Genomic DNA, 23450 nt, shown 5'->3' with positions numbered 1-23450 from the left:
GATCCGTGAGCACACCGACCGCACGTCGCGTCGTCGTCTACGGCGCATCGGGTTACACCGGGCGACTCGTCTGCGAATATCTGCGCGAGTTCCGTATTCCCTTCGTCGCCGCGGGTCGCGACAAGGACAAACTCGACGAGTCGCTCCGCACGCACGTACCCGGCATCGAGACGGCCGACTTCGAAGTGGTGCAGGTCGAGCACACCGTCGAGGCGCTGACCGACCTGTTCAGTGGAGCGGCCGTCGTCCTGAACACCGTCGGACCGTTCTCCACTCTCGGGAACGAAGTGGTCCGGGCATGTCTCGCCGCCGGCGCGCACTACACCGACACCACCGGCGAACAGGACTGGCTCATCACGTGCGACGAGAAGTACGGAGCCGACTTCGCCGCCGCCGGACTGTTGCTCGCGCCCGGAACTGCGCAGATGTACACCGTCGGTGAGATCGCCGCTCAATTGTGCCTGGAGACACCGGGACTCGACACGCTCGACATCGCGGTCTTCTGGGGTGGCAGTCCGACCATCGCGTCCACGCGGACGATTCTCGTCAACGCCGCCACCTCGGCCGCGCACTACCTCGAACAGAACGAGTACGTCCCGTTCGACCCCGCTCAGGGGCTCGTCCCGCTCGTCGTACCCGGACAGCACGAACTGGCGCAGTCGTTGCCCTGGGGCGGTACCTCCCATCCGGTGTGGTTCCGCCGCGACCCGCGTGTCGCGAACGTCAAGGCGCAGGGTGGTGTCTTCAATGCCGCCCTGATGCACGGGGTTCCGCAGATCGTCGCGCAGGCACTCGGGGCGACCAAGGACATGTCGCCGGAGGATCGCGACGAAGCGCTCACGGCGACCGCCCGTCAGGTGATGAATGTCATGCCGCCACGGGAGAATCCGAGGGTCAACAAGTCCCTCGACTCGGTGCACGCCTCCGGCCCGCTCGCCCGGGCGCACTGCGTCGTCCACGGCAACAGCAACTACAAGCAGACAGGGCTGCTCCAGGCGTTCTCCGCGAACTGGCTGCTGCAGCAACCCCCGAAGCGGGTCGGCTTCGCGAGTGCCTGCCAGGCCTTCGGTCACCACGAACTGCTCGGCGTCCTGCGCAATTTCGGTCTGGTGTCGAAACCGGTTCTCACGGTGCAGGACTACTGAGATCCGAACCTGACTGCAGGAGGGTTCGATGCGGATCGTCGACTATCTCGACAAGGGGGCATCACTCGGACCGGACCGGCCGTGTTTCACGACGGACGGGGACAGCTGGTCGTACGCCACAGTGCAATCGGTGGCCGACGATGTCGCACGGGCGCTGGACGCGCGCGGTGTGCGTCCGGGCGGCAAGGTCGCGGTGCTGTCCGGCAACGATCCTCGCGCCTTCGCGTGCGTGTTCGGGATCAGCCGGGCCGGTGCCGTGTGGTGCCCGATCAACCCCCGCAACGAGGCGGCCGAGAACCGGGAGCTGCTCGACCGGTTCGACTGCGAGGTGCTGCTCTACGCCTCGGGATACGGGGAACTCGTCGAACGGATCCGCCCCGACCTGCCCGCGATCCACACGTGGGTGCAACTCGACGGAGACCCCGCGGAGGGTTCGTTCGGGTGGGACGAGTTCGTCTCTGCGGCTGCAGGATCGAGGGAGACGATCGACCGGTCCGCACCCGAGGATCTCGCGATGATCGTCGGCACGGGCGGTACCACGGGCAGGCCGAAAGGCGTGATGCTCACGGGTACGAATCTCGAGACGATGACGGCACTCACGCTCATGAGCTATCCGTTCCCGGGCCGAGGCGAGCGTCCGGTCTATCTCGCGCTAGCCCCGCTGACCCATGCCGCGGGAGTGCTGTGCTTTCCCGTGCTGGCCACGGGCGGCGAGATCGTCATCATGCGCAGTCCCGATGTGGGGCGCTTCCTCGAACTGGTGCCGGCGCATCGCGTCACCCACACCTTCCTGCCCCCGACCCTGATCTACATGGTCCTCGCGCACCCCGACCTGGACTCGACGGATCTGTCGAGCCTGCAATGCTTCTGGTACGGTGCCGCGCCGATGAGTGCCACGCGGCTCGCCGAGGCACTCGAACGGATCGGGCCGATGGCCCAGCTCTTCGGGCAGACCGAGGCACCGATGATGATCTCCGTGCTTCCACCCGACGAGCACCGCCGCCCCGACGGTTCGATCGCCGAGGAGGTCCTGATGTCGGCCGGCAGGCCGACGCCGCTCGTGACCGTCGCGGTCATGGGTCAGGACGGTGAACTGTTGCCGTCGGGGGAGCGCGGCGAGATCGTCGTGCGCTCGTCCCTCGTTATGGCCGGTTACTACAAGAACCCCGAGGCCACCGAGGAGGTGAACCGGTTCGGCTGGCACCACACCGGCGACATCGGATATCTGGACGACTCCGGCCTGCTGTTCATCATCGATCGCGCCAAGGACATGATCATCACCGGCGGGTTCAACGTGTACTCGATCGAAGTGGAACAGGCGGTCCTGGCCCATCCGGCCGTCCAGGACTGCGCGGTGATCGGTCTGCCCGACGAGAAGTGGGGAGAACGCGTGGTGGCCGTCGTCCAACCACACCCCGGAGCCGAGGTCGACGCCGCCGAACTCACCGCGTTCGTCAAGAACCGCATCGGCTCGGTGAAGACTCCGAAGCAGATCGTGGTCCGGTCGGACCTGCCTCGCTCGAAGGTGGGGAAGGTGCTGAAGAACGAGATCAAGGCGACGCTGGCCCGGGACGGCTCCGCCCGTTCGTAGAGGGGTGGGACGTTTGGATGCGCTCCCGGCGGGAAGCCTTCATAGGTCCTGTCCCTCCGACGCCGGGAGCACCTGTGCCTGCATCGACCGCGACCGTTTCGCCCACCGACGCCGCTCGACTCCTCGGGCAGGTGGCCGTGCCGTTCGTGGCGGTGGGACCGATCGCTCGTCGGCGCTGGGCGATGAAGCTGCTCGAGAAGAACCAGTCCGATGCCGGCGTGGTCCGCCTGATCGCCGATCTACGGAAGCGGCACGGTGACGGGCCGGTCGTCGTGCCGATTCCCGGCCGCACCCTCGCGATCGTCCTGACGCCCGAGGATGTGGACCGGATCCTGCGCACCGACACGGCGTCGTTCACTGCGGCCAACAAGGAGAAGGTGGCTGCACTCAGCCCGTTCCAGCCCAACGGGGTGCTCATCTCCCGCGGGGACATCCGCGCCCAGCGGCGCGCATTCAACGAGTCGGTCCTCGAACCGGAACATGCCCTGCACCGTCTCGCGGCCGAGTGGGTTCCCGTGATCGAGCAGGAGGCGCAGGATCTGCTCGAGCACGCGAGGTCACGCGGTGAACTCGACGCTCCCGATTTCGTGAAGACCTGGTGGCGACTCGTCCGGCGACTCGCGTTCGGCGACGCCGCCCGCGACGACGAGAGCGTCACCGACCAGCTGTGGACGCTGCGCTCGAACGGGAACTGGTCGTTCGCGCATCCGCTCCGGCACCGTCTGCGCGATCGGTTCACCCAGAACCTGCACCGTCATGTCACGGCGGCTCCGTCCGAGAGTCTGGCCGGGGTGGTCCGGGATCTCGCGGCGCCGGCGTCCGTCGACCCGATCGGGCAGATGCCGCACTGGTTGTTCGCCTTCGACGCCGCAGGCATGGTCAGTGCCCGAACCCTGGCGGTGTTGTCGACCCATTCCGAGCAGCGTCTGCGTGTCGAGTCGGAACTGTCGGGGACCGAAGCCGGGACACCGCAGGTCTACGAGTACCTGCGCGCCTGCGTGCTGGACACGACCCGGCTGTGGCCCACCACTCCGGTGATCCTCCGGGACTCCGTGGAGGAGACCACGTGGAGCGACGGTGCGGGTGGCACCTCGACGATTCCCGCCGGTACGGGCTTCGTGATCCTGTCCTCGGCCTTCCACCGCGCCGACGACCTGCCGTTCGCCGACACCTTCGAGCCTGAGATCTGGCTGGACGGTCGCGCCGAGCGCCATCCCGCGCTCGTGCCGTTCAGCGCCGGACCGACGGTGTGCCCCGGGCGCAGCATCGTGCTGTTCGCAGCGAGCACTTTCCTCGCGACTCTGCTCCGCTCCACCGAGTTCACCGTGGTGTCGGATGTGAAGCCGGATCCGGCGCGTCCGCTGCCCGCGACGTTCGACAATTTCGGGCTGCGTTTCGCGGTGCGGTAGGACTGCCCGGAACGGCCTCTTTACCCCATCGGAAACCGTTTCCCCGTTATCCGATGGCGTGACGTCACTCACTGTTTACCCCGGTTTTGCGTCCGACGCGTGAGGTCGATGGTGTCGATGTGAATCGAGTAGGGCAAATCGGGCGCCTTTTGTCCGATACCGGTCGGTTTGGAGTCAAGGCGACACGCTGAGTTCGTCAAAGGTCGAAGTACTCTGTGATGGAATCGTGACCCTTTCGTTACCGAGGGCCTGTCCCAGAGGAAACTGCTGTGATCCGAAATCCTGAATCCACCCCCACCCGAGAAGCCACCGATCTGCGACGGCGCGCAACCCGTGCCGGCAGGTGGATGGCAGTCGCGGTCCTCGCGAGCGCCGTCACCGTCGGCGGAACGACGGTCGCGAACGCCGCAGGCGACCGGGTCCGCGTCGAGTCCGCCACCGCCTGGACCGGCGCCGGGGAGAACCTCTCGACCGCACCCCAGGTGCTGAAGGTCGTCGGTGTCGACGCATCGCACTACACCGAGAAGCTGAACCGCGCCGCCGAGCGGGAAGCGCAGCGTGTCGCCGAGGCGATCGCTGCCCAGGAGGCGGCGCAGCGTGCCGAGGCCGAGCGGATCGCTCGCGAGGCCGCCGAGCAGGCCGCTCGCGAGGAGGCCGCGCGTCGTCCCGCACTCACCTTCCCCGCTGCGGGAACGCTGACCTCGGGCTTCGGCCCGCGCTGGGGCACCAACCACAACGGTGTCGACATCGCCAACTCGATCGGCACACCCATCGTCTCCGTCACCGACGGTGTCGTGATCGACTCCGGTCCGGCCTCGGGCTTCGGCCTGTGGGTGCGCATCGCGCAGGACGACGGCACGACCGGCGTCTACGGCCACATCGACCGGTCCCTCGTCTCGGTCGGCCAGCACGTCCGCGCCGGCGAGCAGATCGCCACGATGGGCAACCGCGGCCAGTCCACCGGACCGCACCTGCACTACGAGGTGTGGCAGCCGGGCGGCGCCAAGGTCGACCCCATCCCGTGGTTCCACGCGCGCGGCGTTCCGGTGCCGAGCTCGCACCTCGGCTGATCCGGTAGGCGACAGCCCGAGAACGAAACCTGAGAACGAACACTGCCCCGACGCATTCCGCGTCGGGGCAGTGTCGTGCGTGGAGCTACCAGATGCGCACGCGCTCCGAAGGATCGAGATACAGCCCGTCACCTTCGCTGACCTCGAACGCGTCGTAGAACGCGTCGATGTTGCGGATCACGCCGTTGCAGCGGAACTCCGGCGGCGAGTGCGGGTCGACGGCGAGACGGCGTGACGCCTCCTCGTCGCGAACCTTCGTACGCCACACCTGCGCCCATCCGAAGAACACGCGCTGCAGCCCGGTCAGGCCGTCGATGACGGGCGCGGGCTTGCCGTCGAGCGCGATCTCGTAGGCCTTCAACGCGATCGACAGGCCGCCGAGGTCACCGATGTTCTCGCCGATCGTGAAGCTGCCGTTCACGCGTTGTCCGGGAAGGGCTTTCGGCTCGAACTCGTCGTACTGCGCGATGAGGGCGGCGGTGCGCTTACCGAACTCTTCGCGGTCCGAATCGGTCCACCAGTTCTCCAGATTGCCGTCGCCGTCGTACTTCGCGCCCTGGTCGTCGAAGCCGTGCCCGATCTCGTGGCCGATGACCGCGCCGATGCCGCCGTAGTTCGCGGCGTCGTCGGCGTGCAGGTCGAAGAACGGGGGCTGGAGAATCGCGGCGGGGAAGACGATCTCGTTCATCCCCGGGTTGTAGTAGGCGTTGACCGTCTGCGGCGTCATGAACCACTCGCCGCGATCGACCGGACCACCGAGCTTGCCGAGATCGCGGTCGTACTCGGCGGCGTAGCCGCTGCGGTAGTTGCCCACCACGTCGTCCGCGGTGATCGTCACGGCGGAGTAGTCGCGCCAGGTGTCGGGATAGCCGACCTTGGGCGTGAACTTCTCGAGCTTGCGCAGCGCGGCTTCGCGCGTGGCCGGGCTCATCCATTCGAGGTCGGTGATGGACTGCCGGTACGCCTCGGTGAGGTTGTCGACGAGCACCTGCATGCGCGTCTTCGCCTCGGCGGGGAAGTGCCGTTCGACGTAGAGCTTGCCGACGGCCTCGCCGAGCAGGTCCTGCACGAGCGACACGCCGCGCTTCCAGCGGTCGCGGATCTCCTGCGTGCCGGTGAGCGTGCGGCCGTAGAACGCGAAGTTCTCGTCGACGAACGCCTCGGACAGGTACGGAGCCCGCGCGCGCAGCACCCGCCACACCGCCCAGGCCTTCCAGTCGTCGAGGTCCTCGTCGGCCCACAGCGTCGCGAACGTCTCGAGGAAGCTCGGCTGACGGACGACGATCTCGGCCCACTGGTCGGTCGTCGCACCGGTCGCGGTGATCCATCCCGTCCAGTCGAACTGCGGAAGGTCGGTGAGCAGCGAGTCGAGGGTGAGCAGGTTGTAACTCAGGTCGGCGTCGCGACGCTTGACGACGTCCCAGTGCCCGGCGGCCAGCTTCGTCTCGAGCGCGACCACCGTCGCCGCGTCGTAGGGCAGGTCGGCGAGGGCGAACATCCGGCCGATGTGGGCGGTGTACTGATCGCGGATCTCGGCGTAGCGGTCCTCGCGGTAGTACGACTCGTCGGGCAGACCGAGCCCGCCCTGCGAGACGTGCATGAGATAGCGCTCGGAGTTCTTCGAATCGGTGTCGACGTAGTGCGCGAGCGCACCCGTCACGCCGGCGCGCTGCAACCGGCCCAGCACCGCCGCGAGCGCGGCACGGTCGGCAGCCCCGGAGATCGCCCCGAGCTCCTCGCGGATCGGATCGAGACCGGCGGCCTCGATCGTCGCGGTGTCCATGAACGAGGTGTACAGGTCGCCGATCTTCTGGGCGTCGGTGCCCGGCTCGGCGCCGGAGGCCGCGGCTTCTTCGATGATGGTCCGCACGTCGACCTCGGCCTTGTCGGCGAGCGTGCGGAAGGCTCCGTCGAGCGCGCGGTCGGCGGGGATCTCGTGTTCGGCGAGCCATCGGCCGTTCACGTGTTCGAAGAGGTCGTCCTGGGGGCGGACCCGTTCGTCGACGTGTCCGAGATCGATGCCGGAGCGAATCTCCGAGTTCTGCGCGAGGGTCATGCTCCCCATCCTTACACCGGATGGGCAGGTCGCGCAGTCGCCCGCGGACCGGACCGCCGTGGAAGTGGGAGAACACCCTCGGCAGCGTTTACATACTCCTAACATCGCCCTCATGACCGAAGGTTCCACGACGGAGCCGCCCGCGGCGACCCCGTCGACACAGATGCTGGTCGATCCCCGCTTCATGCCTGTCGCGGATCTGTTCTTCCGGATGTTCTACAAGCCGAGCCAGGGCGGCGGTGCTCTCGCCTGCTACCTGCACGGCGAACCCGTCCTCGACATCTGGGCGGGCTGGGCCGCACGCGACAAACGGTGGACCCGCGACACCGTCGTGCTGTCGTTCTCCACCGGCAAGGGGGTGGCCAGCACGGTGGTGCACCGCCTCGCCGAGCGTGGCCTGCTCGACTACGACGCGGCCGTGGCCGAGTACTGGCCGGAGTTCGCCGCGGCCGGCAAGGAGACGATCACGCTGCGACAGCTCATGTCGCACCGCGCCGGACTGCACAAGTCGCGCGGTCTCGTGCCCGGCCGGGAGGGACTGCTCGATTCCGAGGCGGTGGCCGCCGCGCTCGCCGCCTCCCCACCCGATCCGCGACGCTTCCACGGGCCGGGTTATCACGCCGTCACCTACGGCAACCTCGTCGCCGAGGTCGCATCGCGCGTGACCGGGGTGCCCTTCCAGGAACTCGTGCGCACCGAGATCGCCGAGCCGCTCGGCACGGACGAATTCTGGTACCACGTGCCCGAGGACCAGCGGCACCGCATCGCCCGGGTGTTCCCCAAGGTCAACTTCCTGCCGGCACCGTGGACGACGGCGTCGGCGGTGCTGTCGCGCGCGCCGGGCGTGCGGGGTCTCGCCGAGGCAGGCATGGCGGAGGGTTTCGACGAGCTGATGCGCAGTCCGTCCGCGCACGACGCCGTCATGCCGGGATGGAACGGTGTGTTCACCGCTCGGGCACTGGCCCGCATGTATGCGGCGATCGCGAACGGCGGAGCGATCGACGGCACCCGCCTGTTGAAGGAGGACACCGTCGACCAGCTGCTCGAAGTGCAGACGCGGCGACGCGACTACGTCCTCGGCATCCGGCCCAACTGGCGGCTCGGTTACCACCCGGGATGGGTCGCCCTGCGGCAGCAGCCGCTGCAGTCGGTCGGGCACTACGGGTTCGGCGGCTCGGGAGCGTTCGCCGACCCGGAGACCGGGCTGTCGGTCGCGTTCGTCACCAACCGCATGGGCAACACCTTCACGACCATCTCCGACGGCCGGTTCCCGAGGCTCGGCGCCGCGGCGGTGACGGCCGCGCGCCGAGCAGGGTGATCAGACGTCGACACCCGCGTTGACCGCGGCGAGGACCCGGTCGCCCTGACGTGCGGTGACCGTCGTCCCCGTCGGGTCGTGGATCGAGTCGGTGTCGTTGCGAGTGTCGCGGCCGCTGTGCTCGGTGTACGGCTCGACCGTCGAGAAGATCTCGTCGGTGAGCGCCTCGTCGAAGTACAGCTGCGTGGTGAGCACCGTCGACCGGTCGATGTGCACCTTCAGGTGGATATGCACGGTGCGGCCGCGGTACCAGCCGGGATAGACCATCGTGCGTCCGGACGCTCGAGGCACGGTGCAGGAAAGCTGGGAGATTCCTGCGAATCCGTTACGCGCGGGGCAGCAGCTGGACGTTGGCGTGCGCGCGCACGTAGACGGTGCCGTCGGCGGCGCACAGCGTCGTCTCGAAGGACGCGAGTCGCCGTCCGGCCCGCACCGATGCGGACCGCAGTTCGATGACCGGCCCGGGGACGGCAGGCGAGCGGAGATAGTCGAGGCCGATCTCCAACACGCGATAGTCCTGATCGATGCCGGTCAGCGTCTGCGCGGCCAGGCCGGTGACGGCCTCCGCCATCGACACGAGCACACCGCCCTGCACCGAACCGATCACGTTGGCCATCCACTCGCGCGGCGACAGACGGGCCTGCACGACGCCGCGCTCGGCGGCCGTCACCTCGAGTCCGAGCAGACCGGCGAGCGGTCCCCGCGGAAGAGTTCCGGTGGAGATGCCCGTGACGATGTCGAGGCCGGGCAGTTCGGCCAGGATCGCCGCATCCGACCACGGTTCCGGATCGTCCCGCTCAGGTGCGGTCTCCGGTTCTTCCGTGCCGAGATCCATCGGCGTACGCCCGACGACGATGGATCGGCCGACCAGGTGCGCGACGAGAGCACCCTGCTCGTCGCGCACGTCGGTGCCCGACACGGCGGTGGACTCGTCGAAGAACAGGCTGCTGCCGTGACCGACGAGGGTCCCCGAGATGGGGAAGGGGTGGGCGAGCGTCGCCGTCACGTGCGACAACACGCTCTGCGGTCGCTCACCGGTCTCCGCGAACCGCGCGATGCCGGCGGGTGCGCCCGCGGCGACGTCGGTGAAGACGCCGATGGAGGCGAGCGTGGTCTGCCCGCGGTGGTCGAACAGGTGCGATCCGACGGACTGGGTGACCGAGACCGACGCGTCGTCGGCGACCTCGATGCCGACGCCCATGAAACGACCCGGACGGTCGACGGCGAACTGTGCGGTCTCGATTGCCATTCCTTGCTTCTACCAGGAACAGCGCAGCGAGGAGCAGTCGGGGAGCGGTTCGCCCCGATTCGCGGTCGCCCCTCGGCTCAGCTCCGTGACCGTCGGTCGCTTCGGCTCCGTGACCGTCGGTCGCTTCGGCTCCGTGACCGTCGGTCGCTTCAGCTCCGTGACCGTCGGTCGCTTCAGCTCCGTGGCGTCTCCGGACCGCGACGACCCTCGAGTTCCCGGATCCTCTTCGACGCCTCCTCGAGCCGCTTCTTCCGCTCGGCGGCCTCCGACTTCTTGAGCTCCTCGTAGACCTTCTCGTCGTCGTCGCTGTACTTCAGGATCAACCGCGGAACGCTGAGCGTGACGATCAGCGACGGCCACACGATCCACGCGTAGCTCCAGTCCAGAGCGATCTGCAGGACGAGGAAGGTCACGAGCGTGACGCCGATGATGATCCAGTCCAGCGTCTCCACCATGCTGCCGCGTTCGCGGAGCGAGGCCAGTTCGTCCTCCGGAGACTGGGACGCCGCCGCAGGGGAGCTGTCGTGTCGGACCGCCGGCGCGGAGGAGTCGTGAATCATCCGGATGTGACCGTCGACCTGTTCGAGGGGCACACCGCCGGGCAGCCCTCGGAACGACGGGAGCAACGCCGAAAACGTTCGCGCCGAGGATATCTCCCCGGATCGTTCGTAGAACTCGGCGCTGTCGAGCCGGCCCGCGGCGTAGTGTTCGCCGAGTGCGTTCAACGCGTGCATGCGTTCGGCGTCGCTGAGCAGCAGGTCGTCGTGATCGGAGTTGCCGGTCATTGCTTTTCCCGCGCTTTCGGAGTCGGTTGTCGAATCCTGGTGCATCCCTGATCCTAGAGCCGATGATCGGGCATGTCCCGGGCGAGGATGGCCGCCTGGATCCGCGATTGCAGTCCGAGTTTGTGGAGCACCCGGGCGACGTGCGTCTTCGCCGTGTTCTCACCGATGCCGAGACGGGTGGCGATCTGGCGGTTGGACAGTCCCTCGCCCAGACACGCGAAGACCTCCTGTTCGCGTGCGGTGAGGGCATCGTAATCCGGCCCGTCCGGAACACCTTCCCGCCGAGCGGGTTTCGAGACGAACGCGTCGATGACGGTTCGGGTGACCTGCGGTGAGAGCACGGACTCCCCGGAGTGCACCGCCCGGATCGCGTCGAGCATGGCATCCGCCGAGGCGGTCTTGAGGAGATATCCGGCCGCCCCGGCACGAAGACTTTCGAAGACGTACTCGTCGATCTCGAAACTCGTCAGCACCAGCACCCGAGCGCTCGTCTCCTCGGTGATGGTGCGGGTCGCGGCGATCCCGTCGACATGTGGCATGCGGATGTCCATGAGGACGACATCCGGGTCGAGCGCGCGCGCCTGCGACACCGCGACCGCGCCGTCGGCGGCTTCGCCCACCACCTCGATGTCCTCGCTCGTATCGAGCAGGAGCCGCAGGCCCGCGCGGATGGCGCTGTGATCGTCGGCGAGCAACACCCTGATCGTCACGTCGTGCTCCTCCTCGCGAGCGGCAGTTGCACGTATGTCCTCCATTCGTTCCCGTCGCGACCCGAGCGGGCGTGCCCACCCACCGCGGCGGCGCGTTCGGCGATGTTGCGCAGGCCGTTCCCGACGCCGCGGACCGGTGACGGGTCTGCGGGCTCCGAGTCGCCGATCGGGTTCACCACCTCGATCCCGAGGCGGCCGTCGGTGTCGTCGAAACGAAGGGTCACCGGCCGTCCGGGTGCATGCTTGACCGCGTTCGTCAGGGTCTCCTGGACGATGCGGTAGGCCGTGAGATCGACCTCCGCGTCGAGGTCTGCGGGTGGACGACCGTCGATCCGGACGGAGGTGCCGGCGGCACGTGCGGAGGCGGTGAGCGGTTCGAGGTCGGCGAGACGACCCGCCGTGGTGATCTCGTCGTCGGTGTCGTCGCTGCGCAACAGGCGCACCATCGACTGCATCTCCTGCAGGGCGGCCACGCTGCCGGAGCGCACGGACTCGAGCACGGTCAGCGCTCTGTCGGGATCGGAGTCGCGGAGGCGGAGCGCGGCCTCGCTCTGGATCGCGATCGACGACAGGTGCCCGGCCACCACGTCGTGCAGGTCGCGGGCCAGACGCTGCCGCTCGGTGGTGATGGCGGCGCGACGGTCCAGTTCCGCGACCCGCGAGAGGGCCTCGGCGCGTGCCCGTTCGATCTCGGCGGCGTCCCGATGTGTGCGGACGGATCGGGCCCACCAGATCGGGACGACGATCACGAGCGCGGCGATCGACACGGCCCATACGGCGATGCGCAGTTCTCCGAAGTACACACCGAGCGCGACGGCGCCGACGACGATCGGGACCACCGGGGCGCGTTCGAGGAAGCGGCTGGTGCGCGCCGAGCCGAAGAGCGCTGCGGCATACAGCAGGTCGCCGTATGCGATCCAGACCGGCAGCGAAGGACCGACGACGAGGTCGACCAGTACCGGAACCGTGCCCACCAGGAGTGCGAGAAGCGGTCGCGTGCGACGCATCGTCATCGGTGCACACACGCACGCGAGCAGAACCAGCCACACCCACAGCGGCTGCGGCGGCCGGTCCTCGACGAGCACACCGAGATCCAGGGCGTACAACAGTGCGCCACCCGCGAAGTACGCGAGGGCGACGAGCAGGGAGTTGTACCGCGGGTTCACGAATCCCACTCGAATCTCGGATTCACGGTTGTCCACAGCAACGATTCGACCACAACCGGGGGAGGATCAGGGTCGGGGTCACCCGAAGTGATGAGGCATCTGCCGCCCATCGGGCGACGCGCGCGTGGGGATGTGCGCGCGATTCTGAGGTCATGTTCAGCCACATCGCCGCTTTCATCGTCGGATGCGAGATCGCGTTCTGGGTCGTGCTCGCGGCCGGACTCGTGTTCCGGTATCTGCTCCGGCTCGGCAGGACGGGTGCGGTGCTGCTCGCCCTGATCCCGCTGATCGACGTCGTCCTGCTCGCGGCCGTCGCCGTGGATCTGCACAACGGCGCGGAGGTCGGCTGGGTCCACCGTGTGGCCGGCATCTATCTCGGTGTGAGTGTCGCCTTCGGCCCGAGCGTCGTCCGGTGGGCCGACCGGCGGTTCGCCTACCACTTCGCGGGTGGTGCGAAACCGGAACCCGCTCCGAAGGAAGGTCCGGAGGCCTTCCGCAAGGAATGTGCGGACTTCGGGCGATGGCTGCTCGCAGCCGGGATCAGCGCGGCAGCCGTGCTCGGGCTCGGGTCGACCGTCGCGAACGGCGAACAGGCCTCGGCGCTGTACGGAATCTTCCCCACCCTCGCCACGATCACGGTGATCTGGCTGATCACGGGCCCGGTCTGGGTGCTCGGCAAGCAGTGACAATCACGTGGCTCCGAGAAACTTCCGGGTGTGCGATGAGTTCTCGCGGGGTGGCCGGTCTGTATCCGTGACACCCACACCGCGTCCCCGCAGGACGAACCGAACACAGGAGAAACCATGTCGCGCATGCTGTTCGTCAATCTCGCCGTCGAGAACATCACCGCCACCCGCGCATTCTTCGACAAGCTCGGATTCACGTTCGACGAGTCGTTCTGCGACGAGAACGCCGCCTGCCTGAAGATCAACGACCAGACCTACATGATGCTGCTCGAGAAGCAGATGTTCCGGATGTTCACCAACGACGACATCTGCGACACCACGAAGGCCCGCGAGGTGCTGATGTGCGTCTCGGCCGACAGTCGCGAAGGTGTCGACACGCTCGTCGACGGCGCGATCGCGGCCGGCGGCACCGAATGGGTGACCGCCGGGGCCGAGAAGGCGAAGGAGGACATGGGCGACTACGCGTACCAGCGGGCGTTCCGCGACCTCGACAACCACGTCTGGGAGGTCATGTGGATGGACATGGCCGCCGCTCAGCAGGCCGACGCCACGGAAGCTGCGCCTGCCGAGGCGTGACCTTCGACGTCAGCGGGCTGCCGGGTCCTCCGGCAGCCCGAACCTGGCGAACAACCCGGCGGTGTCGTCGGAGAAGAAGACGGTGGCGTGCGTGACCCTACCGTCGACGATGTCGAGCACCTGCAGTTGGAAAGGGTGGTGGCGGCCGTCCTCCCCTCGCATGTACAGCCCGAATGCCGGCTGGCCGTTGGCCACGGTGGGAAGCAGCACCTGGTCGCCGGGGCCCTTCGCGGGGCACTTCTGCTTGATGAGGGAGACGATCGCCTCGGGGCCCTGGTACCAGCCTTCGAAGGGCGGCATCTCCCAGACGGCGTCCTGGGTGAGCATCTCGACGAGCGAATCGATGTCGTACTTCTCGAAGCCGTCGACCCAGCGCTGCAGCAACGCCCTGGTCTCGGCGCTGTCGGGTTCGGCGAGGTCGTCGTCGCGGACCTGGGCGTCCTTCAGTTGCGCACGTGCCCGCTGCAGAAGACTGTTGACCGCCGCCGTCGACGTGTCGAGCGCGGCTGCGACCTCGGTGGCGCGCCACTGCAGGACCTCGCGGAGCAGTAGGACTGCGCGCTGGCGGGCGGACAGGTGTTGCAGAGCGGCGACGAACGCGAGGCGGACGGAATCGCGGGAGGCGGCGATGGTGGCGGGATCCGACGGGTCGTCGGTGGCGTACCCGACGGGGAACGGCTCGAGCCACGGCACCTCGGGGCGGGTGACCAGATCGTCGGTGGGATCGGAACTGGGCGCGCCGAGCCCGGTGGGCAACGGCCGGCGGCTACGACCTTCGAGCGCCGTGAGGCACACGTTGGTGGCGATACGGTGCAGCCACGTGCGCAGTGAGGAGCGGCCCCCGAAGTTCTCGTAACCGCGCCAGGCGCGCAGATAGGTCTCCTGGACCAGGTCTTCCGCATCGTGCAGCGACCCGCTCATGCGGTAACAGTGTGCGAGCAGTTCGCGTCGGAACGGCTCGGCGAGTTCCATGAAATCGGTCGACGTCGATGTCGAACCGGCAGATTCTTCGAGCAGTTGTTCGGTCATGAGCGCGATACCCCCGGCTGGTCGGACCCGAATCCGCTACCCGTCAGAGAGTAGTCGGGGGCACCGACAGAAGACAGATGATCGCCGGGTCTCGATCGGGGCGCCGGTTGCAGGTACCGTGCACGAAGTCGCGCCGAGGTGAGCGCGTGGTGGACGGAGTGGGGACAGGTCGTGCACGAGTACACGCTGCGCGAAGGCGTATCCGGAGCGCAGGGCCACAGCAGGCCCGAGCGCAACGGGCCCGTCGGCCCCTTCGCCGAAGGTCTTCCACCCGGTGTCCTGGACGTCGAGCGGCCTCCGCTCGACCGGTTCGGCCCGGCGGAGCTCGGACGGGCCGTGGTCGTCGCCGCCGTCCTGATCGCCTTCGTGGTGTGGGCGGTGCTGCGGTGGACCGTCCGGCCCCGGCAGCACAGCGTCGTCGAAGCGGCCGCGCACGGCACCGTCGACGCCTTCGAACATCTCGGACCGACCTTCGTGAAGCTGGGCCAGCTCATCGCGTCGTCACCCGGACTGTTCCCCGCGGCCCTCGCCGACGCGTGCCTACGCATGCTCGACGACGTGCCGACCTTCCCCTCCGAGCAGGCCCGCGCGGTGATCGAGGAGGATCTCGGACACCGCATCGACGAGATGTTCGAGTCGTTCGACGACGTGCCGCTCGCCGCGGCGTCCGTCGCCCAGGTGCACGGGTGCGTGCTGCGCGACGGCCGCCGGGCCGTGGTGAAGGTACAGCGACCGGGGATCGCCCACCGCATGCTCGTGGATCTGCGCGCCGCCTACATGGGCGCGAAGCTGCTGCAGCTCTTCGAGTTCTTCCGCATCGCGAACACTCCGGGGATCATCCGCGATCTCTACAACGCGACGATGACCGAGCTCAACGCGGCGGTCGAAGCGGATCGTCAGGATCGCTTCCGCCGCAACATCTCCGCCTTCGGCGACAACACCTTCGTCACGGTGCCCGAGGTGTACTGGCAGTGGTGCGGTCCGCGGGTGATCTGCATGGAGCGCCTGCAGGGCAAGCCCGTCGACCGGGTGGTGCCGGGCCAGGACGATCTCGACACCTCCCTGCTCGTGCGCCGCGGTGTGAAGGTGTGGATGGAGGCGGTGCTCTGCCACGGTCCGTTCCACGGCGACGTGCACGCGGGCAATCTCTGGCTGCTCGACGACGGACGTGTCGCGCTGCTCGACTTCGGCATCGTCGGCGAACTGCCCGAGAAGTGGCGCGCGCTGCTGCGGGCACTGTTCCGCGCCGCCCTGCTCGACGGGGACTTCACGGCGGTCGCGCAGAGCGTGCGGGCACTCGGTGTCGCCGCCGACCTCGACCTCGACGACGCGGCGGTGGGCCGGCAGGTCGCCGAGATCTTCGGTCCGCTGCTCGGTCAGGACGTGGGGGAGTTGCGGCTCAGCGAGCTGATCGGCGCGCTCGTCTCGCTCGGACGCAAGTGGAACACGTCGACCCCCGAGGAGCTCGTGTTGTTCGGGAAGCAACTCGGATATTTCGAGCGCTACGCGACCGCGCTGGCGCCGGGCTGGGTGCTCGGCCGCGATCCCTTCGTCTTCCGGAACATCTTTCCCGAGGAAGTAGCCATAAGAATCGCCGAATCGAACGTGAGCCTGCCCGACTGAGGCAGGAGGCCGTTCGGTCTTTACAGGATCCGACCCGCCCCGTAATTTGAACGATCGTTCGACCAAATTATGGTGCGAGCCACACTGGCTACCGGAAGGACCGCGACCTCAATGGCAACTTCGCAGGACGTCGTACTGAGCACGCGCGACGGAAACGTCGTGACCTGGACGATCAACCTTCCGGAGGCGCGCAACCCGATCTCGGGTGACGACGTCGTCGACCGCCTCGTCGAGCTCGTCGAGGAGGCCAACCGCGACATCGACACCCGCGTCGTCATCCTCACCGGCGCCGGATCCGCCTTCTCCGCCGGTGGCAACGTCAAGGACATGGACGAGCGCCGCGGCATGTTCGGCGGCGCACCCCACGCCCTGCGCGAGGGCTACCGCCGTGGCATCCAGCGCCTGCCCCGCGCCATCTACCACTGCGAGGTCCCGATCATCGCCGCCGTCAACGGCCCCGCAGTGGGCGCCGGCTGCGACCTCGCGATGATGTGCGACATGCGGATCGCCTCGACGAAGGCGTTCTTCGCGGAGAGCTTCGTCAAGCTCGGCATCATCCCCGGCGACGGCGGCGCCTGGCTGCTGCCCCGCGCGGTCGGTGCGGCGCGCGCCGCCGAGATGGCCTTCACCGGCGACCGCGTCGACGCCGCGACGGCCCTCGACTGGGGCATGGTCTCGCAGGTCGTCGAACCCGAGCAGCTCCTCGACGCCGCGAACGCGCTCGCCGCCCGCGTCGCCGTCAACCCCCCGAACGCACTGCGTATGACGAAGAAGCTGCTGCGCGAGGGCCAGCGCGTCGATCTCGACACGCTCCTCGAACTGTCGGCCTCCCTCCAGGCGCTCTCGCACCACAGCGAGGACCACCGCGAAGCCCTCTCGGCGTTCCTCGAACGACGCACCGGCAACTTCACCGGCAACTGACCTTCCCTCTCCTTCCCCCACACCCCAGAGGACAAGCCATGCAGCGGACGATCTTCACCGAAGAACACGAGCAGTTCCGGAAGATGGTGCGCGACTTCATCGAACGTGAGGTCGCGCCGCATCGCGAGGAATGGGACGAGATGGGCCGCCCGCCCCGTGAGTTCTTCCGTCGGCTGGGCGAACTCGGCATCCTGGGCATCCAGGTGCCCGAGGAGTTCGGCGGAGGCGGCGAGTCCAGCTTCAAGTTCAACACGATCGTCTTCGAAGAGGTTGCGCGCGCCGGAGTCTCGTTCGGCTCCTACACCGTGCACGCCTGCCTGATCCTGCCCTACCTGCTCGAATACGCGACCGAGGAGCAGAAGCAGCGCTGGCTGCCCGGCTTCGCCGACGGCTCGATCATGACCGCGATCGCGATGACCGAGCCCGGCACCGGCTCCGACCTCGCCAACATCGCGACCTCGGCGAAGCTGTCCGAGGACGGCAAGCACTACATCATCAACGGCGCGAAGACCTTCATCACCGGCGGCGTCACCGCCGACCTCATCCTGACGGTCTGCCGCACCAGCCCGTTCGATCCCGAGAACCGCCGCGGCGGACTGTCGATCATCGCGGTGCCCACCGACAGTGAGGGCTTCGCGGTGGGCCGTAAGCTCGACAAGATCGGTCTGCACCAGCAGGACACCGCCGAGCTGTCGTACACCGACGTCAAGGTGCCGGTCGAGAACCTCCTCGGCGAGGAGGGTGCGGGCTTCGGGTACCTCACCCACAACCTGCCGCAGGAGCGTCTGAGCATCGCTTTGAACCAGGTCGGCTTCGCCGAGGCCGCCATCGCGCACGCGATCGCATACACCAAGGAACGCAAGGTGTTCGGCAAGCCGGTCGCCTCGTTCCAGAACACCAAGTTCGTGCTCGCCGAGTGCTCGGCCGAGACCCAGGCCGCGCGTGTCTACGTCGACCACTGCCTCGAACTGCTCGATCGCAAGGAACTGACGGTCGCCGACGCGGCCCGCGCGAAGCTGTTCTGCACCGAGGTCTCCGGTCGTGTCATCGACAAGTGCCTGCAGTTGCACGGCGGATACGGTTACATCACCGAGTACCCGATCGCCCGGTTGTACGCCGACACCCGCGTGACCCGGATCTACGGCGGCACCAGCGAGGTCATGAAGACGATCATCTCCAAGGACCTGGGGCTGTAGGCATGTACCCGGGCCGTTACGCCGCGGTCGCCCCGGACCGGCCCGCCGTGCACGAGGCCGCGACCGGCCGGACGCTCACCTATCGGGAACTCGAGGACGCGTCCGTCCGGTTCGCGCACTGGCTGCGCGCACACGACGTCGGCAGGGGGGACCACATCGCGGTCGTCACCGTCAACGACGCCACGGCATTCGAACTGTACTGGGGTGCAGTGAGGTCGGGCGTGTACATCACCTTCGTCAACACGCACCTCGCTCCGGGCGAGGCCGCCTACATCGTCGACGACTGCGACGCGAAGGTGCTCGTCGTCTCGGCGCCTCTCGCCGAGCTCGCCGAGGCGATCGCGCCGCTCACCCCGAAGGTGACGCATCGTGTCGCCTTCGGCGGGCGGGTGCCCGGGCATCTCGTGTACGAGGAGGAGGTGGCCGGTCTTCCCGTCACTCACATGGCGGACCAGCCCCGTGGCAGCGACATGCTGTACTCCTCCGGCACGACCGGTCGACCCAAGGGCATCAAGCCGGCCCTCTCCGGCGCCCAGGTCGGTGACGAGCCCGGTCCTCCGCTGCTGAAGCAGGTGCGCCGCTTCGGTTTCGACGAGAACACCGTCTACCTGTCGCCGGCACCGATCTACCATGCCGCTCCCTTGCGGTACGGCGTGTCGACGCAGGCGCTCGGGGGCACCGTGGTGCTCATGGACCGGTTCGATCCCGAGCTCAGCCTCGCGTGCATCGAGAAGTACCGAGTGACCCACAGCCAGTGGGTGCCCACGCATTTCGTGCGCCTGTTGAAGCTGCCCCGCGAGGTCCGCGAGCGCTACGACCTGTCGTCGATGCGGTGCGCGTTGCACTCGGCGGCGCCGTGCCCGGTCGAGGTCAAGCAGGAACTCATGCGGTGGTGGGGCGAGATCGTCTACGAGTACTACTCCGCGACCGAAGCCATCGGCAACACCCTCGTCACCCCGCAGGAATGGCTGAGCAAGCCGGGCACGGTCGGGAAGACCGGTGGCCCGGGCACACTCGGTCTGGCGCGCATCTGCGACGAGAACGGCAACCGGCTGCCCACGGGAGAGATCGGCACCGTCTACTTCGAACGGGACGACTTCTCGTTCGAGTACCACAAGGACCCGGAGAAGACGGCGTCGACCAGGCACCCCTTCGAGGAGAACTGGTACACCACCGGCGACATCGGATATCTCGACGAGGACGACTACCTGTTCCTCACCGGGCGCGACAAGTTCACGATCATCTCGGGTGGGGTGAACATCTACCCGCAGGAGATCGAGAACGTCCTCGCGCTGCACCCGTCGATCGCGGACGTCGCGGTGGTCGGTGTGCCGGACGCGGACCGCGGTGAACGTGTCGAAGCGTTCGTGCAGCTCGTCCCCGGCGCAGAGGGATCGGACGAGCTCGAGGACGAGATCATCGGGTTCTGCCGGGAACGCCTCTCGCGTTTCAAGTGCCCCCGACACGTGCGGTTCGTCGACGAACTGCCGCGCACGCCGACGGGCAAGATGGTCAAGGGCAGGCTCGGCGAGCTGATCGCGCAGTACGCCGACACGGGAGCGTTGTCGTGAGAGTGCTGTCGCCGAAACAGCGCGTCTTCATCGAGGCGGGCCGGAAGGAATTCGTGCGCAACGGATACGGCTCGTCGTCGATCCGGACGATCGCGCAGGAAGCCGGCGTGAGCCTGTCCGCGCTGTACTACCACTACAAGAACAAACAGGATCTGCTGCTGGCGATCCTGCTCGACGGTGTCGACACCTACGACGCGGTCTGCGACGCCGAACTCGCCCGCGCCGGCGACGATCCCGTCGAGCAGATCCGCGCGTTCGTCAGGGGGAACGTCATCTTCCGCACGCAGTTCCCCGAGCAGGGCCGCATGATCGCGACGGAAGTGCGCAACCTCGAACCCGAGGGTGCGCGACTGTACGAGGAACGCCGTCGTGCCGGCCGAAGACGGATCCGCGACATCATCGATCGCGGTGTCGCACAGGGTGTCTTCACCACGAAGTACCCCGACGACTGCCGCCGGTCGATCCTGGCGATGGTCTCGGCGATCGCCAACTGGTACGACCCCGCGGGCCCGGACGGCCCGGACGAGATCGCCGAACGCTACGCGGACCTGTCGCTGGCGCTGCTGTGTCCCACCATCACCGGTGGAGAAGGAGATTCACGATGAGTGCACGACTCGTGCCGAGGGCGGGCACCCCCGACCCGGCACTGACGGAACTCCGTGCCGAGGTACGGGCGTTCCTGAAGGAACAGATCGACGCGGGCGTGTTCACCCCGGGCATCGACACCTGGCTGACGCGATGGAACCCCGAGTTCACCCGCGCGCTCGCCGCTCGCGGCTGGGTGGGTATGACGATCCCCGTCGAGTACGGCGGACACGGACGGACCTTCATGGAGCGCTTCGTCGTCACCGAGGAGCTGCTCGCGGTGGGCGCTCCGGTCGCCGCCCAGTGGGTCGCCGACCGTCAGGCCGCACCGTCGCTGCTGAAGTACGGCACCGAGGAGCAGAAGAAGCGGTTCCTGCCGGGCATCGCGGCCGGTGAGATCTGCTGGGCCATCGGCATGTCCGAGCCCGACTCCGGATCCGACCTCGCGAGCGTCAAGACGAAGGCCACGCAGGTGGACGGCGGGTGGCGGATCTCCGGCACCAAGCTGTGGACGTCCGGGGCGCACCACGCCGATGCCTTCTTCGGCCTCGCGCGCTCCGCACCGCTCGATCCGGCGCACCGCCACGACGGGCTGAGCCAGTTCATCGTGCTGCTCGACTCCCCGGGCGTGACCATCCGCCCGATCCTGTCGATGTCCGGCGACCACCACTTCAACGAGGTGCTGCTCGACGATGTCTTCGTCCCGGACGACCTGGTGCTCGGGCAGATCGGTGCCGGCTGGGAGCAGGTGACGAGCGAGCTCGGCTACGAACGCAGCGGTCCCGAACGTTTCCTGTCCACCTTCGGGGTGCTCGAATCCCTCGTGCACGGTGTGGCCGACGGCAGCGTCGAAGCGGACACCCGCATCGGAGCGACCATCGGGCGCATGGCGGGCCTGCACCGCATGTCCACCGCGGTCTCCGAGTCCCTCGAACGTGGCGAGAACGCCGAACTCGCGGCGTCGGTCGTGAAGGTGCTCGGCACGAAGACCGAGGGCGACCTGGCGGATCTCGCCGACGAGATCGCGGGATACACCGCGGCCGACGCACATCTGGCCGAGCTCGTCCGGGCAGGCGTCATGCAACGACCGGGCTTCACACTGCGCGGCGGCACGAGCGAGATCCTCCGCGGGGTCATCGCACGAGGATTGGGGATGAGATGAGCGGGCAGGACGCACTGCAGTCGACGGAACTGCGCGACTTCGCACAGATGCTGTCCGAGGTGTTCACCTCGGGTGACGACCACCGCATCGGGGAGGTCGTCGAACTCGATCGTGCCCTGTGGAGCACCCTCACCGAGCTCGGCCTCGATCGGCTCACCGGTTCGGAGGAGAGCGGCGGAAGCGGCGCGGGATGGCTCGAGGCCGCCCTGCTGCTCGAAGCCGCCGGCAGCGCCGCTGCTGCCGTGCCGGTGGCCGAGAACGACCTGCTCGCGGGTTGGCTCCTCGAACAGGCAGGCCTCGAGGCGGCACCGGCCGTGCGTACCGCCGCGGTGCTCGACGCCGACGGCCGCGCGCGCCACGTGCCGTGGGCCCGGTTCGCGGACTCGATCGTCGTTCTGTGGGAGTCGCCGCAGGGATGGCAGGTCGCCGAGCTCGCACGCGGCGACGTCGAGATCGTCGAGGCCGTGAATCTGGCGGCGGAGCCCCGCGATCACGTGCGCGTCGACCTGTCGACCCTGTCGGGACATGACGTTCCGGCGGGCACCGCCGACGAGTTCCGCTACCGGGGCGCGCTCGTCCGTGCGCTGGCCACCGCGGGTGCGATGGATCGGATCCTCGAGCTCGTCGTCGACCACACCACCGCGCGCGTGCAGTTCGGTCGTCCGCTGGGCAAGTTCCAGGCGGTGCAGGCGCTCGTCGCCGACATCGCCACCGAGGCCTCGCTCGTGCACGCCGCCGCGGATGGCGCCGTCGATGCCGTTCTCGCCGGAGGTTTCGGTGACGCGTCGACCCGCTTCGCGATCGCAGCGGCCGCCTCGTGCGCCGGACATGCGGCCTCGGTCGTCGCCCGCAACGCGCATCAGGCGCTCGGCGCGATCGGCTTCACGATGGAACACGAGTTGCATCGGCACGCCAACCGGATCCTGTCGTGGCGCAGCGAATTCGGCACGGTTGCGTCGTGGGATTCCGAACTGCTCGCCGCGGCCGGTGAGGCCGGGGACGTGTGGGCGTTGATCACGGGTGGCCCGGCGCGCTGACCGCCGCCGGTCGCCGTCGTCAGGCGGCGGACGAGCTCCCGGCCGTGTCGCACTCGGTGCGGTCGGTGACGTCGAGGTCGGGAGCGAGGATGTCGAGCAGCATGCGCACCTGGCGCGTGGGTGCGACGACATGGAAACGGCCGGGCCGGATGTGAACGGCATCGGCAAGCATCGAGGCGACCTCGGAGTACATGAAGGTCACCTCGGACAGGTCGACGACGACGTGGTCGCCCGAGTGTGCGAGGTCGCCGAGAGTGGAGGCGAACTCCGCTCGGGCGGTCATGTCGAGATCACCCTTCACCCGCAGGACACTGCAGCGACGGGAGGGGGAGTGGACGTCGAGACGGTAGCGCGGCGCTCGGGCGACGGTCGCTGCACCGACTCGTGAGAGTGCGCCGGTGTGGGTGACGATCCTGCGGGTGGTGCTCGTACGTGTGCTCATTGCGGTCTCCTGTCGGCGTGGATTCGTGCCGTCCGGTGCGGGCTGGATCACGAACAGACGGTCGGCCTGCTGGGGTCGTGGTGAGAACGTCGGGGTCGCGGTGAGAACTCGCCTCGGGCTTGC

The 23450-nt window shown here is 68.1% G+C and carries 22 protein-coding genes; 14 read left to right on the top strand and 8 right to left on the bottom strand.

Going from position 1 to position 23450, the window contains the following annotated elements; all coding sequences use genetic code 11:
- The first annotated feature begins 5 nt into the window (after positions 1–5).
- The 4 genes from U9J23_RS21030 to U9J23_RS21015 all read left to right on the top strand — a co-directional run bounded on the left by U9J23_RS21030 (position 6) and on the right by U9J23_RS21015 (position 5215).
- Entirely contained in the window at positions 6–1145 is a 1140-nt protein-coding gene (locus tag U9J23_RS21030) for a DUF5938 domain-containing protein (RefSeq protein WP_272269006.1), read from the top strand.
- Between the two features lie 28 nt (positions 1146–1173).
- Positions 1174–2736: an AMP-binding protein gene (locus tag U9J23_RS21025; RefSeq protein WP_272269007.1), complete on the top strand. Its 1563-nt coding sequence runs from the start codon at positions 1174–1176 to the stop codon at positions 2734–2736.
- Positions 2737–2810: 74 nt separating this feature from the next.
- Positions 2811–4145: a cytochrome P450 gene (locus tag U9J23_RS21020; protein WP_230825091.1), complete on the top strand. Its 1335-nt coding sequence runs from the start codon at positions 2811–2813 to the stop codon at positions 4143–4145.
- Between the two features lie 347 nt (positions 4146–4492).
- Positions 4493–5215, top strand: coding sequence for a M23 family metallopeptidase (locus tag U9J23_RS21015; protein ID WP_326602997.1), 723 nt, complete (start codon positions 4493–4495; stop codon positions 5213–5215).
- 85 nt (positions 5216–5300) lie between these two features.
- On the opposite strand, the gene U9J23_RS21010 is transcribed toward U9J23_RS21015, so the two are convergent.
- Positions 5301–7271, bottom strand: a complete 1971-nt coding sequence (locus U9J23_RS21010; RefSeq protein ID WP_272269008.1) for a M13 family metallopeptidase — start codon at positions 7269–7271, stop codon at positions 5301–5303.
- Between the two features lie 112 nt (positions 7272–7383).
- On the opposite strand from U9J23_RS21010, the gene U9J23_RS21005 reads away from it, so the two are divergent.
- Positions 7384–8589 carry a serine hydrolase domain-containing protein gene (locus U9J23_RS21005; RefSeq protein ID WP_272269009.1) on the top strand — a complete coding sequence of 402 codons (1206 nt, stop codon included), beginning with the start codon at positions 7384–7386 and terminating at the stop codon, positions 8587–8589.
- On the opposite strand, the gene U9J23_RS21000 is transcribed toward U9J23_RS21005, so the two are convergent.
- The 5 genes from U9J23_RS21000 to U9J23_RS20980 form a co-directional block, all read right to left on the bottom strand.
- A complete protein-coding gene (locus tag U9J23_RS21000; RefSeq protein WP_370684073.1) occupies positions 8590–8880 on the bottom strand; it encodes a hypothetical protein in 291 nt (96 codons plus the stop codon).
- Positions 8881–8914: 34 nt separating this feature from the next.
- Complete coding sequence (locus U9J23_RS20995; protein ID WP_085470177.1) at positions 8915–9838, bottom strand: PaaI family thioesterase; 924 nt, start codon at positions 9836–9838, stop codon at positions 8915–8917.
- A gap of 173 nt (positions 9839–10011) precedes the next feature.
- Entirely contained in the window at positions 10012–10623 is a 612-nt protein-coding gene (locus U9J23_RS20990) for a DUF1707 SHOCT-like domain-containing protein (protein WP_059384079.1), read from the bottom strand.
- A gap of 53 nt (positions 10624–10676) precedes the next feature.
- The gene (locus tag U9J23_RS20985; protein ID WP_059384080.1) at positions 10677–11333 is read right to left on the bottom strand and encodes a response regulator; all 657 of its coding nucleotides are present in this window, start codon (positions 11331–11333) and stop codon (positions 10677–10679) included.
- Positions 11330–12499 (bottom strand): sensor histidine kinase, encoded by a 1170-nt coding sequence (locus U9J23_RS20980; RefSeq protein WP_248931521.1) that lies wholly within the window; start codon positions 12497–12499, stop codon positions 11330–11332. Before U9J23_RS20980 ends, U9J23_RS20985 begins: the two co-directional genes overlap by 4 nt.
- A gap of 152 nt (positions 12500–12651) precedes the next feature.
- Here U9J23_RS20980 and U9J23_RS20975 point away from each other — a divergent pair, with 152 nt between their 5' ends.
- Positions 12652–13185, top strand: coding sequence for a hypothetical protein (locus tag U9J23_RS20975; RefSeq protein WP_106201165.1), 534 nt, complete (start codon positions 12652–12654; stop codon positions 13183–13185).
- 117 nt (positions 13186–13302) lie between these two features.
- The gene (locus tag U9J23_RS20970; protein ID WP_145707432.1) at positions 13303–13761 is read left to right on the top strand and encodes a VOC family protein; all 459 of its coding nucleotides are present in this window, start codon (positions 13303–13305) and stop codon (positions 13759–13761) included.
- Positions 13762–13770: 9 nt separating this feature from the next.
- Here U9J23_RS20970 and U9J23_RS20965 read toward each other — a convergent pair whose 3' ends face one another.
- Positions 13771–14790 carry a sigma-70 family RNA polymerase sigma factor gene (locus U9J23_RS20965; RefSeq protein ID WP_106201167.1) on the bottom strand — a complete coding sequence of 340 codons (1020 nt, stop codon included), beginning with the start codon at positions 14788–14790 and terminating at the stop codon, positions 13771–13773.
- A 186-nt stretch (positions 14791–14976) separates the two neighbouring features.
- Between U9J23_RS20965 and U9J23_RS20960 the strand changes: the two genes are divergently transcribed.
- The 7 genes from U9J23_RS20960 to U9J23_RS20930 all read left to right on the top strand — a co-directional run bounded on the left by U9J23_RS20960 (position 14977) and on the right by U9J23_RS20930 (position 22885).
- Positions 14977–16413, top strand: a complete 1437-nt coding sequence (locus U9J23_RS20960; protein ID WP_059384114.1) for an ABC1 kinase family protein — start codon at positions 14977–14979, stop codon at positions 16411–16413.
- A gap of 111 nt (positions 16414–16524) precedes the next feature.
- Positions 16525–17334 carry a crotonase/enoyl-CoA hydratase family protein gene (locus tag U9J23_RS20955; protein ID WP_059384085.1) on the top strand — a complete coding sequence of 270 codons (810 nt, stop codon included), beginning with the start codon at positions 16525–16527 and terminating at the stop codon, positions 17332–17334.
- A 38-nt stretch (positions 17335–17372) separates the two neighbouring features.
- Positions 17373–18530 carry an acyl-CoA dehydrogenase family protein gene (locus U9J23_RS20950; RefSeq protein ID WP_059384086.1) on the top strand — a complete coding sequence of 386 codons (1158 nt, stop codon included), beginning with the start codon at positions 17373–17375 and terminating at the stop codon, positions 18528–18530.
- A 2-nt stretch (positions 18531–18532) separates the two neighbouring features.
- Positions 18533–20101 carry an acyl-CoA synthetase gene (locus U9J23_RS20945; protein ID WP_272269012.1) on the top strand — a complete coding sequence of 523 codons (1569 nt, stop codon included), beginning with the start codon at positions 18533–18535 and terminating at the stop codon, positions 20099–20101.
- Entirely contained in the window at positions 20098–20706 is a 609-nt protein-coding gene (locus U9J23_RS20940) for a TetR/AcrR family transcriptional regulator (protein WP_253250075.1), read from the top strand. The genes U9J23_RS20945 and U9J23_RS20940 overlap by 4 nt, the downstream gene beginning before the upstream one ends.
- Positions 20703–21848 carry an acyl-CoA dehydrogenase family protein gene (locus U9J23_RS20935; RefSeq protein ID WP_016692356.1) on the top strand — a complete coding sequence of 382 codons (1146 nt, stop codon included), beginning with the start codon at positions 20703–20705 and terminating at the stop codon, positions 21846–21848. The genes U9J23_RS20940 and U9J23_RS20935 overlap by 4 nt, the downstream gene beginning before the upstream one ends.
- On the top strand, positions 21845–22885 hold the full coding sequence (locus tag U9J23_RS20930; RefSeq protein WP_272269015.1) for an acyl-CoA dehydrogenase family protein: 1041 nt from the start codon (positions 21845–21847) through the stop codon (positions 22883–22885). Before U9J23_RS20935 ends, U9J23_RS20930 begins: the two co-directional genes overlap by 4 nt.
- Before the next feature lie 19 nt (positions 22886–22904).
- On the opposite strand, the gene U9J23_RS20925 is transcribed toward U9J23_RS20930, so the two are convergent.
- The gene (locus tag U9J23_RS20925; protein WP_230825099.1) at positions 22905–23327 is read right to left on the bottom strand and encodes an STAS domain-containing protein; all 423 of its coding nucleotides are present in this window, start codon (positions 23325–23327) and stop codon (positions 22905–22907) included.
- Between the last annotated feature and the right edge of the window lie 123 nt (positions 23328–23450).

The organism is Rhodococcus sp. PD04, from assembly GCF_035918275.1.
GTDB classification, from domain to species: domain Bacteria; phylum Actinomycetota; class Actinomycetes; order Mycobacteriales; family Mycobacteriaceae; genus Rhodococcus; species Rhodococcus rhodochrous.
This window is presented reverse-complemented; position numbering and strand designations above follow the sequence as displayed.

What these genes read in the sequence shown, in the direction of transcription:
- U9J23_RS21025 (WP_272269007.1), top strand. Translation starts at nt 1,174, where the DNA reads ATGCGGATCGTCGACTATCTCGACAAGGGGGCATCACTCGGACCGGAC.
- U9J23_RS21015 (WP_326602997.1), top strand. Translation starts at nt 4,493, where the DNA reads ATGGCAGTCGCGGTCCTCGCGAGCGCCGTCACCGTCGGCGGAACGACG.
- U9J23_RS21010 (WP_272269008.1), bottom strand. Translation starts at nt 7,271, where the DNA reads ATGACCCTCGCGCAGAACTCGGAGATTCGCTCCGGCATCGATCTCGGA.
- U9J23_RS21005 (WP_272269009.1), top strand. Translation starts at nt 7,384, where the DNA reads ATGACCGAAGGTTCCACGACGGAGCCGCCCGCGGCGACCCCGTCGACA.
- U9J23_RS20995 (WP_085470177.1), bottom strand. Translation starts at nt 9,838, where the DNA reads ATGGCAATCGAGACCGCACAGTTCGCCGTCGACCGTCCGGGTCGTTTC.
- U9J23_RS20990 (WP_059384079.1), bottom strand. Translation starts at nt 10,623, where the DNA reads ATGACCGGCAACTCCGATCACGACGACCTGCTGCTCAGCGACGCCGAA.
- U9J23_RS20975 (WP_106201165.1), top strand. Translation starts at nt 12,652, where the DNA reads ATGTTCAGCCACATCGCCGCTTTCATCGTCGGATGCGAGATCGCGTTC.
- U9J23_RS20970 (WP_145707432.1), top strand. Translation starts at nt 13,303, where the DNA reads ATGTCGCGCATGCTGTTCGTCAATCTCGCCGTCGAGAACATCACCGCC.
- U9J23_RS20965 (WP_106201167.1), bottom strand. Translation starts at nt 14,790, where the DNA reads ATGACCGAACAACTGCTCGAAGAATCTGCCGGTTCGACATCGACGTCG.
- U9J23_RS20955 (WP_059384085.1), top strand. Translation starts at nt 16,525, where the DNA reads ATGGCAACTTCGCAGGACGTCGTACTGAGCACGCGCGACGGAAACGTC.
- U9J23_RS20950 (WP_059384086.1), top strand. Translation starts at nt 17,373, where the DNA reads ATGCAGCGGACGATCTTCACCGAAGAACACGAGCAGTTCCGGAAGATG.
- U9J23_RS20945 (WP_272269012.1), top strand. Translation starts at nt 18,533, where the DNA reads ATGTACCCGGGCCGTTACGCCGCGGTCGCCCCGGACCGGCCCGCCGTG.
- U9J23_RS20935 (WP_016692356.1), top strand. Translation starts at nt 20,703, where the DNA reads ATGAGTGCACGACTCGTGCCGAGGGCGGGCACCCCCGACCCGGCACTG.
- U9J23_RS20930 (WP_272269015.1), top strand. Translation starts at nt 21,845, where the DNA reads ATGAGCGGGCAGGACGCACTGCAGTCGACGGAACTGCGCGACTTCGCA.
- U9J23_RS20925 (WP_230825099.1), bottom strand. Translation starts at nt 23,327, where the DNA reads ATGAGCACACGTACGAGCACCACCCGCAGGATCGTCACCCACACCGGC.